Source organism: Streptomyces sp. NL15-2K, assembly GCF_030551255.1.
In the GTDB taxonomy this organism is placed as follows: domain Bacteria; phylum Actinomycetota; class Actinomycetes; order Streptomycetales; family Streptomycetaceae; genus Streptomyces.
Map to the genome: position 1 here is coordinate 3,084,013 of NZ_CP130630.1, position 12,686 is coordinate 3,096,698.

9 protein-coding genes and 1 pseudogene are annotated in these 12,686 nt (G+C 70.9%); 4 read left to right on the top strand and 6 right to left on the bottom strand.

Annotated features, from left to right (window positions below):
- Nucleotides 1-193: 193 nt before the first annotated feature.
- Nucleotides 194-1,570 (top strand): cysteine desulfurase/sulfurtransferase TusA family protein, encoded by a 1,377-nt coding sequence (locus Q4V64_RS13435; protein WP_124442901.1) that lies wholly within the window; start codon nt 194-196, stop codon nt 1,568-1,570.
- Nucleotides 1,571-1,586: 16 nt separating this feature from the next.
- Here Q4V64_RS13435 and Q4V64_RS13440 read toward each other — a convergent pair whose 3' ends face one another.
- Nucleotides 1,587-2,561: a carbohydrate kinase family protein gene (locus tag Q4V64_RS13440; protein WP_124442900.1), complete on the bottom strand. Its 975-nt coding sequence runs from the start codon at nt 2,559-2,561 to the stop codon at nt 1,587-1,589.
- 131 nt (nt 2,562-2,692) lie between these two features.
- Between Q4V64_RS13440 and Q4V64_RS13445 the strand changes: the two genes are divergently transcribed.
- Nucleotides 2,693-2,902, top strand: a complete 210-nt coding sequence (locus tag Q4V64_RS13445) for a hypothetical protein (protein WP_124442899.1) — start codon at nt 2,693-2,695, stop codon at nt 2,900-2,902.
- A gap of 151 nt (nt 2,903-3,053) precedes the next feature.
- Nucleotides 3,054-4,952, top strand: a complete 1,899-nt coding sequence (locus Q4V64_RS13450; RefSeq protein ID WP_253267232.1) for a hypothetical protein — start codon at nt 3,054-3,056, stop codon at nt 4,950-4,952.
- 285 nt (nt 4,953-5,237) lie between these two features.
- On the opposite strand, the gene Q4V64_RS13455 is transcribed toward Q4V64_RS13450, so the two are convergent.
- A complete protein-coding gene (locus Q4V64_RS13455) occupies nt 5,238-5,594 on the bottom strand; it encodes an iron-sulfur cluster assembly accessory protein (RefSeq protein WP_030582488.1) in 357 nt (118 codons plus the stop codon).
- A 252-nt stretch (nt 5,595-5,846) separates the two neighbouring features.
- On the opposite strand from Q4V64_RS13455, the gene nadA reads away from it, so the two are divergent.
- Nucleotides 5,847-7,043: a quinolinate synthase NadA gene (gene nadA / locus Q4V64_RS13460; RefSeq protein WP_124442898.1), complete on the top strand. Its 1,197-nt coding sequence runs from the start codon at nt 5,847-5,849 to the stop codon at nt 7,041-7,043.
- A gap of 57 nt (nt 7,044-7,100) precedes the next feature.
- On the opposite strand, the pseudogene Q4V64_RS54940 reads toward nadA, so the two are convergent.
- From Q4V64_RS54940 to Q4V64_RS13480, 4 genes and pseudogenes are all read right to left on the bottom strand, one after another.
- Nucleotides 7,101-7,408: pseudogene (locus Q4V64_RS54940) on the bottom strand (serine/threonine protein kinase); the annotation flags it as partial.
- Nucleotides 7,409-7,451: 43 nt separating this feature from the next.
- A complete protein-coding gene (locus tag Q4V64_RS13470; RefSeq protein ID WP_124442897.1) occupies nt 7,452-10,565 on the bottom strand; it encodes an efflux RND transporter permease subunit in 3,114 nt (1,037 codons plus the stop codon).
- Between the two features lie 180 nt (nt 10,566-10,745).
- Complete coding sequence (locus Q4V64_RS13475) at nt 10,746-11,429, bottom strand: response regulator transcription factor (RefSeq protein WP_124442896.1); 684 nt, start codon at nt 11,427-11,429, stop codon at nt 10,746-10,748.
- A complete protein-coding gene (locus Q4V64_RS13480; RefSeq protein WP_124442895.1) occupies nt 11,426-12,655 on the bottom strand; it encodes a histidine kinase in 1,230 nt (409 codons plus the stop codon). Before Q4V64_RS13480 ends, Q4V64_RS13475 begins: the two co-directional genes overlap by 4 nt.
- Between the last annotated feature and the right edge of the window lie 31 nt (nt 12,656-12,686).

Here is a 12,686-nt window from a genome sequence, read left to right on the forward strand (position 1 = left end):
CGCGGGGAGGGGGGCCCAACGCGCCGTCGGTCAGCCGAAGGTCGTTCGGGGCGCCTGGTAGCTCGGGAAGTGCGGCTTGTGTGGCGACTGCGGGTGCGTTGTGGTTTCTCGCGCCCACGCGGCGGAGCCGCATATCGACACAGCCCCGCGCCCCTTGGGCCCACTTCCCTTGCCGGCGTTTTAGCGTTGCTGTGTGGCCTACTTCGATGCTGCTTCCAGCGCTCCTCTTCATCCCGTTGCCCGGCAGGCTCTGATGGCCTCGCTCGACGAGGGGTGGGCCGACCCCGCGCGGCTGTATCGCGAGGGGCGGCGCGCTCGGATGTTGCTGGACGCGGCGCGGGAAGCCATGGCCGAGGCTGTGGGGTGCCGGGCTGACGAGTTGGTGTTCACGTCGTCCGGGACGCGGGCGGTGCAGGCGGGGATCGCGGGGGCGCTGGCGGGGCGTCGGCGTGTCGGGCGCCACCTGATCGTGTCGGCCGTCGAACATTCTTCGGTGCTCCATTCGGCCGACGCGCACGAGGCGGACGGCGGCACGGCGACACAGGTCGCCGTGGACCGTACGGGCGCGGTGACCGCGGCGTCGTACGCGAATGCCCTCCGTCCGGACACCGCGCTGGCCTGTCTGCAGTCCGCCAACCACGAGGTGGGGACCGAGCAGCCGGTGGCGACCGTTGCCGAGGTGTGCCGTGCCGCCGGGGTGCCGTTGCTGGTGGACGCGGCGCAGTCGCTCGGGTGGGGGCGGGTGGAGGACGGCTGGTCGCTGCTCACGGCGAGTGCCCACAAGTGGGGCGGGCCCTCGGGGGTCGGGCTGCTCGTGGTGCGCAAGGGCGTGCGGTTCGCGCCTCAAGGGCCCGCGGACGAGCGCGAGTCGGGGCGGGCGGCCGGGTTCGAGAACATTCCGGCGATCGTGGCGGCGGCGGCTTCGCTGCGGGCGGTGCGGGCCGAGGCGGCGCAAGAGGCGGTACGGCTGCGGGAGCTGACGGAGCGGATCCGGGCGCGGGTGCCCGGGCTGGTGCCGGACGTGGAGGTGGTCGGGGAGGCAGAGCGGCGCCTGCCGGGCATCGTCACCTTCTCCTGTCTCTATGTCGACGGGGAGACACTGCTGCACGAGCTGGACCGTGCCGGTTTCTCCGTGTCGTCCGGATCGTCCTGTACGAGCAGCACGCTGACGCCCAGCCATGTGCTGAAGGCGATGGGCGTGCTGAGCGAGGGGAACGTGCGGGTGTCGCTGCCGCCGGGGACCGCGCAGGAGGACGTCGAGCGGTTCCTGGAGGTGCTGCCGATGGCGGTGGCGGGTGTGCGGGAGAAGCTGGGGGCGCCGGTCGCGGAGGCGGTCGTACAGGAGGATGCCCTGGTCGTGGACTCCCTCGGCAAGCGCTGCCCGATTCCGGTGATCGAGCTGGCGAAGGTCATCGGGGACGTGCCGGTGGGCGGCACGGTCCGGGTGCTGTCGGACGACGAGGCGGCGCGGCTGGACATCCCGGCGTGGTGCGAGATGCGGGGGCAGGAGTACGTGGGTGAGGAGCCGGCGGACCGGGGTTCGGCCTACGTGGTCCGCCGGCTCTCCTGAGTCCGGGTGCGTCGAGTCAGCCCAGGTGCGTCTGGACCTCGGAGGCGGCCTCGTGGCCGTACGCCTTGGTGAAGCGCTCCATGAAGTGGGTGCGGCGCAGCTGGTACTCCTGGGTGCCGACCGTCTCGATGACGAGCGTGGCGAGCATGCAGCCGACCTGGGCGGCGCGCTCCAGGGGGACGCCCCAGGCGAGGCCGGAGAGGAAGCCGGCCCGGAAGGCGTCGCCGACGCCGGTGGGCTCGACCTTGCGCTCCTCCTCCGGCGTGCCGACGACGATCGGCTCCGCGCCATCCTGTTCGATGCGCACGCCCTGCGCGCCGAGGGTGGTCACGCGGTGGCCGACCTTGGCGAGGATCTCGGCGTCGGTCCAGCCCGTCTTGGACTCGATGAGGCCCTTCTCGTACTCGTTCGAGAAGAGGTACGTCGCGCCGTCCAGCAGGATCCGGATCTCTTCACCCTCCATGCGGGCGATCTGCTGGGAGAAGTCGGCGGCGAAGGGGATGGAGCGGGTGCGGCACTCCTCGGTGTGGCGGAGCATCGCCTCCGGGTCGTCGGCGCCGATCAGGACCAGGTCGAGGCCGCCGACGCGGTCGGCGACGGTCTTCAGCTCGATCTGGCGGGCCTCGCTCATGGCGCCGGTGTAGAAGGAGCCGATCTGGTTGTGGTCGGCGTCGGTGGTGCACACGAAGCGGGCGGTGTGCAGCGTCTCGGAGATGCGCACCGAGTCGGTGTCGACGCCGTTCCGGTCCAGCCAGGCACGGTACTCGTCGAAGTCGAAGCCCGCGGCGCCGACCAGGATCGGCCGGGTGCCCAGCTGCCCCATACCGAAGGCGATGTTGGCGCCGACGCCGCCTCGGCGTACGTCGAGCTGGTCTACCAGGAAGGAGAGCGAGACCGTGTGCAACTGGTCCGCGACGAACTGGTCGGCGAAGCGGCCAGGGAAGGTCATGAGGTGGTCGGAGGCGATGGAGCCGGTGACTGCGATGCGCACGGCGTTGACTCTCCTGAGGGGAGACGGCGTTGACAGTTCACGCTATCGGGTCTGCGCGAGGCTCTGAAGCCGCCTAAACTACCCGATAGTAGATCTTACTTCGCATGCCTGACCGAGCCTACGGTGCCGTTATGACGAACCTCGAGCTCCATGCTCCCTCTCCGGCCGATCTGGAAGGCGACCTGGCGTCGCTGCGCGGCGACTGCGCCCGGATGGCTCCCCACTGGGCGGTTCCCGACCGGATCACTGCCCTTCCGGTCTCCCCGTCACTCATCCACGGCGTGACCGTGCCGCCCGCCTCGGCGCGGCTGCTGGACGCCATGTGGGAGTACGGAGACTGAGGCGGCGCTGTTCAGGGAACCGTGCGCTCCCCCGCTGCGTCCCATCGGCGTCCCCCGTAAAGGGGATGCGGGATACGACCCGCCGGACCGGCCGCTTTGACAGGGCCGGGTCAGGGTCATGGGACAGATGCACAGCCGAAGGAGCGATGCGGTGAACACCGAGCGACCCGACAACGACGACACCGGCTCCGCCGAGGAGCGGGTTGCCGGCGGCTCCGCCGAGGCGCGGGGCGCCGCTGAGAAGAAGGGTGTCTCGGAGGAGCGGGGCGTCCCGGAGGAGCAGGGTGCCGCCTCGGTTGAGACTGCGGGTGAGGCTGCGGGTGCCGGGGAGGGCGGCGGCGAGGCTTCCGGTGACGTAGAGGGCGACGTAGCGAGCGGCTCCGCCGAAGCCGGGGACGCTGAGGAATCCGCAGCCGCTTCCGATGCCGCCGAGACCGAGGTCGCCGCCGACGCCGACACCGACGCCGACGAGAGGCCCACCGCTCCCGCCCCTGCCGAAGCCGGTGCCGAAACCGATGCCGGTGCCAGTGCCGGTGCCGAACCCGCCGGCCTCCCCGCCGACGCCGGTGCCGACGACGAACCCGCCGACGCCCCCGACAACGAGGTCCGCCGGGACGACGAGGCCCATAAGGCCGACGGCGTCCGCTCCGCCCGGCGCCGTTCCCCCGCCGTCGTCGCCTCCGTCGCCGCCGCCGTGCTGCTCGTCGGGGGCGGTGGGGCGTACCTCGCCGCGACGGCCTCCGGGGACTCCGGCGGGCGTACGACGTCCGGGGCGTCCGGCGACGACACTCCCCCGCCGCTCGCCCTCGAGGGCTACTCCGAGAGCGGCGGCACGGACAACGGCATCGCACCCGGCGAACCCAACCCGTACGGCGTCACCTACCGCGCCGACGGCACGCTCCCGGACGGCCCCGGCTCCGCGCCCGTGTACCGGGCTCAGGGCGCGGTCGACAAGGAAGAGGTGGCCGAGCTGGCCGAGGCGCTCGGGGTCGACGGGGCCCCGGTGGCGCAGGGGCAGGCATGGAGGGTCGGGGCGAAGGACGGCTCGGGGCCCACCCTGCAGGTGAACCAGCAGGCGCCTGGCACCTGGACCTTCCACCACTACACACCGGGCACCGACGACGCCGCCTCCCCGGTGAGCGAGGCGGCCGCGAAGAAGGCGGCCGCGCCGGTCCTGAAGGCGTTGGGTCAGGACGACGCGAAGGTGGTCGCGAGCCAGGTCATGGGCTCCCAGCGGATGGTGAACACCGATCCCGTCGTCGACGGGATGCCGACCTACGGCTGGACGACCGGCGTCTCCGTCAACGCGCAGGGCAAGGTCGTGGGCGGCAGCGGCCAGTTGCAGGCGCCGGCGAAGGGGGACACGTACCCCGTCCTGAGCGCGGAGAAGACGCTGGCCCTGATGAACGCGGCGCCCGGGACCAGCCACCGTATGGGCATCGGCGGCTGCGCCACCCCCGTACCGCACAAGGACCGGATGGAAGCCTCCTGCGAATCCTCCGGCACCGCCGCGAAGAGGGAGACGATCACGGTCGACAAGGCCGTGTTCGGGCTGGCCTCGCACGTCGTGGAGGGGCGACCGGCGCTCGTGCCGTCCTGGCTGTTCGAGGCGCGGGCGGCCGGCGCGAAGGACGGCTTCACGGTGACGTATCCGGCGGTCGACCCGAAGTACATAACCTCCGGGGAGCCGTCCGGGCAGCCCAGCCCGCGGCCCTCCGCGCCCGGTGACGAGCCGACCGCGGCGCCGGCCCCGCGGGATGTCCAGGTGGACGGCTACACGGCCGAGGGCCGGGAGCTGACCGTGGCCTTCACGGGCGGGGTGTGCGCCGACTACAAGGCGACGGCGAGCGAGAGCGGGGACAAGGTGACGGTCGAGGTGACCGAGACCCCGTGGCCGGACAAGGTCTGCATCCTGATCGCCAAGGTGCATCACCAGACCGTGCAGCTGGACGAGCCGCTCGGCGATCGCAAGGTCGTGGGTTCGGACGGCAAGGCGATCCCGCTGGAGAAGCCGGGGGCGCGGCTGCCGGAGAAGTCCGGGGCGCGGTAACCACTAGGGGGTGTTTTGAAAGTCCCGTGCGGTGCCCGCGGTGTTCGGTGCGTGCCCTCGGCGTGCCGGACGAAGGCCCTCGATGGGGGTCCCCCCGCTCGAGCGAAGCCGAGAGTGGGGGAGGAGCTAATTGGGCCTTTGGCCGGTGCGGCGAGGGTGCGTGCCGGGCGCCGTGGGTGCTGTGCGGGACTTTCAAAACACCCCCTGGAGCCCCGGACACGCGCGAAGGCGGCGGCCCTGTCGGAGGGGGCCGCCGCCTTTACGTTCGCGCGGTGCCGGCTGGGCTCAGCTGAAGGAGTCGCCGCAGGCGCAGGAGCCCGTCGCGTTCGGGTTGTCGATCGTGAAGCCCTGCTTCTCGATGGTGTCGACGAAGTCGATCGACGCACCGCCCAGGTACGGGGCGCTCATGCGGTCGGTGACGACCTTCACACCGCCGAAGTCCTTGACGACGTCGCCGTCGAGGGAACGCTCGTCGAAGAAGAGCTGGTAGCGCAGGCCGGAGCAGCCACCGGGCTGGACGGCGACACGCAGGGCCAGGTCGTCACGGCCTTCCTGGTCGAGCAGGGCCTTGACCTTCGCCGCGGCGGCGTCGGACAGGATGATGCCGTCGGTGACGGTGCTGGTCTCGTCCGATACGGACATCTACATCTCTCCCGGGTTGTACGGAGACTGCTTGCCGACGGTTGCAACCGACGGGGCCGCGGATTCATTCCGGGCGGCACTTGTTCTTTTCGCCTGTTCCTTCATGCTCGCACACAGGCGCTGAAGCGAACAGCGACCTTCTTCCCGCCTCCGGGATTCCCGTCACATCGACGCTATGACCGTCGTCAAAGTGACGTGAAGCGTTTATGATAGATAGCGTCAGTTCGACGAAAAGTAGAAAGGGTGCGTGTCGTGACCACCGCCCAGACCCCGGAGCTCGACGTACAGCCGACTCCTCTTGCCCTGCTGCTCCTCGGCCGTGAGGCCGACCCGAAGAGCGAGCGCGGTGTCGAGTGTCCCGGCGACCTGCCCTCGCCGTCCGACCCCGACCTGGTCGAGCGCGCCCGCGCGGCCAAGGAGAAGCTCGGCGACAAGGTGTTCGTGCTCGGCCACCACTACCAGCGCGACGAGGTCATCCAGTTCGCCGACGTCACGGGTGACTCGTTCAAGCTGGCCCGGGACGCGGCCGCGCGCCCGGAGGCCGAGTACATCGTGTTCTGCGGTGTGCACTTCATGGCGGAGTCCGCGGACATCCTGACGTCCGACGACCAGAAGGTCGTGCTGCCCGACCTGGCGGCCGGCTGCTCCATGGCCGACATGGCGACGGCCGAGCAGGTCGCCGAGTGCTGGGACGTGCTGACCGAGGCCGGCATAGCCGAGCAGGTCGTGCCTGTCTCGTACATGAACTCCTCCGCGGACATCAAGGCGTTCACGGGCAAGCACGGCGGCACGATCTGCACCTCCTCGAACGCGAAGCGGGCCCTGGAGTGGGCCTTCCAGCAGGGGGAGCCCTCGACGACAAAGGTCCTGTTCCTGCCCGACCAGCACCTGGGCCGCAACACCGCGGTCCGCGACATGGGCATGTCCCTGGACGACTGCGTGGTCTACAACCCGCACAAGCCGAACGGCGGCCTGACCGCGGAGCAGCTGCGCGCCGCGAAGATGATCCTGTGGCGGGGTCACTGCTCGGTGCACGGCCGCTTCAGCCTCGACTCGGTGAACGACGTGCGCGAGCGCATCCCCGGCGTGAACGTCCTCGTCCACCCCGAGTGCAAGAACGAGGTCGTGGCGGCGGCGGACTACGTCGGCTCGACCGAGTACATCATCAAGGCGCTGGAAGCCGCGCCGGCCGGTTCCAAGTGGGCCATCGGCACGGAGCTGAACCTGGTCCGCCGCCTGGCGAACCGTTTCGCGCCCGAGGGCAAGGAGATCGTCTTCCTCGACAAGACGGTCTGCTTCTGCTCGACGATGAACCGCATCGACCTCCCCCACCTGGTCTGGGCCCTGGAGTCCCTGGCCGAGGGCAACCTGGTCAACCGCATCGAGGTCGACAAGGAGACGGAGGCGTTCGCGAAGCTGGCGCTGGAGCGGATGCTGGCGCTGCCGTAGCCCTGTTGCCGGCCCCGTTCACCCCGAGGCGGGTTTCCGCTCGGGTGGGCGGGGCTGCCGCGGCTCGGCGTCCCGGAGCGGGCCCCGGTCGCGGATCCGCTGCGCGAGCGAGCGGCCGGGCACGTACTGGGTCGCCGTCCACGGCCGTGTCGCCTCCGGGTCGGCGTCCACGACCGGTGCGGTGAACGCGCCGCTCACCTTACGGACGGCCTCGCTCTCCTGCCGGAAACGGGCGCGGAAGACGCCGTCCGCGGCGTACTGGCGTGCACCACCTTGACGGCGACCTCGCGTCCGGACCGCGCCCTGCCCCGGTGGACGACCCCATGCCCCGGCCCCGAGCCGGGCACACAACGGCGGCCGGGCACCGAACCGTTGGGGTTCGGTGCCCGGCCGCCGGGGACACCGCTGTCACACGGACGCGGGTTCCGGCTTCGGCTGCTCCGGCACCTCCGCCTTCTTCGCCCGCTTGGCCTCCCGCTTCTTCGCCCGCCGCTCCTTGCGGAGCTCCAGCATCGCGTAGAGCGTCGGGACCAGGAGCAGGGTCAGCAGGGTCGACGTGATCAGGCCGCCGATCACGACCACGGCCAGCGGCTGGGCGATGAAGCCGCCCTGGCCGGTGATGCCCATGGCCATCGGGAGGAGGGCGAAGATCGTCGCCAGGGCCGTCATGAGGATCGGGCGGAGTCGGTGGCGGCCGCCCTCGACGACCGCTTCGACGACGCCGTAACCCTGCCTGCGGTACTGGTTGATCAGGTCGATCAGCACGATCGCGTTCGTCACGACGATGCCGATCAGCATCAGCATGCCGATCATCGCCGGGACGCCCATCGGGGTGTCCGTGGCCACCAGCAGGCCGATCGCGCCCGTCGCCGCGAAGGGGATGGAGACGAGCAGGATCAGTGGCTGGACGAGCGAGCGGAAGGTCGCGACCAGGAGCATGAAGACGATCGCGATCGCCGCCAGCATGGCCAGGCCCAGGTTCTTGAACGCGTCGTCCTGGTCCTGGGAGACACCGCCGATCTCGGCCGTGGCGCCCGCCGGGAGCTTCAGCGCGTTGATCTCGGACTGGAGGTCCGTGCTCACCGCGCCCGTGTTGTCGCCCGTGGGCTTCGCGGTGATGGTGGCCGCGCGCTGACCGTCGATCCGCGTCATGGACACCGGGCCGTCGACCAGCTTCACCTCCGCGATGTCACCCAGCTTCACCGCGCCCAGGGACAATTGCTTCAGCTGCGCCAGCGTCTCGGCCGGCTTCGCCGACTTGATGACGACGTCCCGCTCGGTGTCGTCCAGGACCGCCTTGGCGGCGGTGGTGCCGCGTACGGCCTGGGCGACGGCCGCGCCGAGGCTCTGGTCGTCGAAGCCGGCCGCCGCGGCCTTCTCGTTGGCCTTCACCGAGATGCGCGGCACGCTCTGCGAGAGGTCGCTGGTGACGTCCGTGACGTCGTCGAGGCCGGCCACCGTGTCCCGGACCTGCTCCGCGGTCTTGCGCAGGACGTCCCCGTCGGCGGCCTTCACGACCACGCTGAGGTCCTGGCTGCCGAAGCCGTCACCGGCCGCGATCGTGGTGGTGCCGATGCCGGAGAGCTTCTTCAGCCCCGTCTCGATACGGTCCTGCACGTCCTCGGAGGACGCCGAGTCCTCCAGCATCACCTGGTACGACGCCTGGTTGGTGTCCGTACCGCCGCCGAAGGCCGCCATGAAGCCGGAGGAGCCGATCGTGACCTGGTGGTCCTTGACGCCCTCGGTGTCGCCGAGCACCTGCTCGACCTTCTTCGCCTCGGCGTCGGTCGCCGCCAGGCTCGTGCCCGGCTTCAACTCCTGCTTGACGGTGAGGACTTCCTGCTCGCCCTGGTCGAAGAAGTTCGTCTTCAGCAGCGGGGCCATGCCGAACGTGCCGATGAGGATCACGACCGCGAGCGCCACGCTGGTCAGCCGGCGCCGGGTGGCGAAGCGCAGAACGGGGACGTAGAGGCGCTGCAGGCGGCTCTTCGCCTCCTTCTCCTCGGCCTTGCGGCGGGCTTCCTCGGCGTCCTCGGGCGTGCCCTTCGGCGCGCGCAGGAACCAGTACGACAGCACCGGTACGACCGTCAGCGAGACCAGCAGGGACGCCAGCAGGGCCGCCGTGACCGTCAGACTGAAGGAGCCGAACAGCTCGCCCACCATGCCGCCGACCAGGCCGATCGGCAGGAACACCGCGACCGTGGTGAGCGTCGAGGACGTCACCGCGCCGGCCACCTCACGGACGGCGTTCAGGATCGCCGACTGGCGCTCCTCGCCGTAGCCGAGGTGCCGCTTGATGTTCTCCAGGACGACGATCGAGTCGTCGACGACCCGGCCGATGGCGATGGTCAGCGCGCCGAGAGTGAGCATGTTCAGGGAGAGGTCACGGGTCCACAGCACGATCAGGGCCAGGACCACGGACAGCGGGATGGACACCGCCGTCACCAGCGTCGAGCGGATCGACGCCAGGAAGACCAGGATGACGAGGACTGCGAAGAGCAGACCCAGCGCGCCCTCGGTCGTCAGGCCCTCGATGGCCTTGGACACGGCCGGGCCCTGGTCGCTGACGACGGTGACCGTCGTGCCCGCGCCGAGGTCCTCGCGCATGTCCGCCAGCTTGTCCTCGACCGCGTCGGAGATGGCGACCGCGCTGCCGTCGTGGTCCATGGTGACCATGACGGCGAGGCTGGGCCTGCCGTTCGTGCGGGTGATGGAGTCGGCCGTGGCCTCCTGCTGCTCGACCGTCGCCACGTCACCGAGGCGTACGGGCTTGTCGACGCCCTCGCCGGTGACCATCAGGTCCTGGATCTGCTTGAGCGAGGTGAAGCCGCCGCCGACCTGGACGGTGCGGTTGCCGCCGTCCTCGTCGAAGGAGCCGGCCGGGACGGTCGCGCCGCCCGCCTGCAGCGCCTGCGCCAGGACCTGGGTGTTCAGTCCCGCCTTCGCCAGCTTCGCGTCGTCGGGCGTGACGGTGACCTGGAGGTCCCGTACGCCGTCGACCGTGACCTGACCGACGCCGTCGATGTCCTCCAGATCCGGTACGACGGTCGTGTCGAGCCGGTCGGCCAGCGCCTGCTGGTCCTTGTCGGAGGTGACGGCGAGGACGACGGTCGGGATGTCGTCCGTCGAACCGGCCACGACCTGCGGGTCCACGTCGTCCGGGAGCTGGACGCGGGCGCGGTTGACGGCCTGCTGGACGTCGGCGACGAGCTGCTGGGTGTCGTTGCCGTAGTCGAAGGACGCCATGATCAGGGCGTTGCCCTCGCTCGCCGTCGAGGTGACGCCCGAGATGCCGTCGACGGCCTCCAGGGTGTCCTCGATGGGCTCGACGACCTGCTTCTCGACGACGTCCGGCGAGGCGCCCTGGTAGGGCGCGACCACGGACACCATCGGTAACTCGATGGTGGGCAGGAGTTGCTGTTTCAGCTGCGGGATCGCGATCGCCCCGAAGGCGAGCGCGATGATGGACATCAGGCCTATCAGGGCCCGTTGCGCGAGGCTGAATCGGGACAGCCAGGACATGGGTTACGGGTCTCTCTTCTGTGAGCGGCAGAAGCGGACGCAGGCGTGTTGACGCACAGGTGTGACGCACAGGTGAGCGCCCGCCCTTACACCCTGAGCCATCGCCGGTGCCGATCCGTAGGCCCCAGGTCCCGTTCCTTATGCGGCGCCTACTCCGGGCGCAGTACGGGAGGGTTGAGCTCACTCCACCCTTGGACGTACCAGCCCCGACTCGTACGCGATCACCACGAGCTGGGCCCGGTCGCGGGCGCCCAGCTTGGCCATGGCCCGGTTGACGTGCGTCTTCACGGTGAGCGGGCTGACCTCCAGCCGCTCGGCGATCTCGTCGTTGGAGTGGCCGCCGGCGACCTGCACCAGCACCTCCCGCTCCCGCACGGTGAGCGCGTCGAGGCGCTGCGCGCGGGCGGGGTCGCGGCCGTCGTCCGCCGCGTCGCCCTGCGCGAGGAAGCGGGCGATCAGGCCCTTGGTGGCCGTCGGGGAGAGCAGGGCCTCGCCGCCGGCCGCGACCCGGATCGCGCTGAGCAGCTCGTCGGGCTCGGAGCCCTTGCCGAGGAAGCCGGAGGCGCCCGCGCGCAGCGACTGCACGACGTAGTCGTCGACCTCGAAGGTGGTCAGGATGACCACGCGGACATGGGCGAGGGAGGGATCGGCGCTGATCATGCGGGTGGCCGCGAGGCCGTCCGTGCCCGGCATCCGGATGTCCATCAGGACGACGTCGGCGCGCTGTTCCTTGGTCAGCCGCACCGCCTCCGCGCCGTCGGACGCCTCGCCCACGACCTCCATGTCGGGCTCGGAGTCGACGAGCACGCGGAAGGCGCTGCGCAGCAACGCCTGGTCGTCGGCGAGCAGGACGCGGATGGTCATGCGGGTTCCCCCGGGTCTCCCGTGGCGGTGGTGCGGGTCTTGACCGGCAGGATCGCATGGACCCGGAAGCCGCCTCCGTACCGGGGACCGGTGGTGAGGGTGCCGCGCAGGGCGGTGACGCGCTCGCGCATGCCGAGCAGTCCGTGCCCGCCGCCGCTGTCCGGGTCGTCGTCCTCGACGCCTCCGTCGTCGAGGACGGTGATCTCGATGTTCGGGCCCACGCGTACGACGCTGACCTCGGCCTTCGCCTCCGTACCGGCGTGCTTCTGCACGTTGGTGAGGGCTTCCTGGATCACGCGGAAGGCGGCCAGGTCGACGGCGGCGGGCAGGGTGGTGCCGTGGTCGGCGCGGGCCACCTCGACGTGCAGGCCGGCGCTGCGGAAGGTGCCGACGAGTTCGTCGAGGCGGTCGAGGCCGGGGGCGGGTTCGGTCGGCGCCTCCGGGTCGCCGGACTGACGGAGCAGTCCGACGGTGGCGCGGAGTTCGTTGAGCGCGGAGCGGCTGGCCTCGCGTACGTGCGCGAGGGCCTCCTTGGCCTGGTCGGGGCGCTTGTCCATGACATGGGCGGCGACTCCGGCCTGGACGTTGACCAGGGCGATGTGGTGGGCGACGACGTCGTGCAGGTCGCGGGCGATGCGCAGGCGTTCCTCGGCGACGCGGCGGCGGGCCTCCTCCTCACGGGTGCGCTCCGCGCGCTCGGCGCGTTCTCTTATGGCGTGGACGAAGGCGCGGCGGCTGCGGACGGCGTCGCCCGCGGTGGCGCCGATGCCGGTCCAGGCGAAGATCGCGAGGTTCTCCTGGGCGTACCAGGGGAGGGGGCCGGCGAGCATCGAGGCGCCGGTCAGGACGGTCATCGTGAGCAGGCCGACGCGCCAGGTGGTGAGGCGGTCGGTGGTGGAGGCGACGGTGTAGAGCGCGATGACCGCGGACATGGCGACGGGGGCGCGGGGGTCGCCGGTGACGGACTCGATGAGGGAGAAGGTGCCGGTGAGGGCGAGGACCGTCATGGGGGAGCGGCGACGGAACACCAGGGTGGCGGCGGCGAGGGCGATGAGAACCAGGCTGAGTACGTCGGGGGTCCGGAAACCCCAGCTGACCTCGCGTTCTCCGTGCGGGTCCACGAACGAGCCGGCCACCATGCAGGCGAGGACGCCGGCCGCGAGTATGGCGTCCAGCGCCAGGGGGTGCGCTTTCAGCCGGAGCCGGGCGCGTTCGATGGTGCTCACGCCTGACAAGGTACGGGGCGTCGCTGTGACC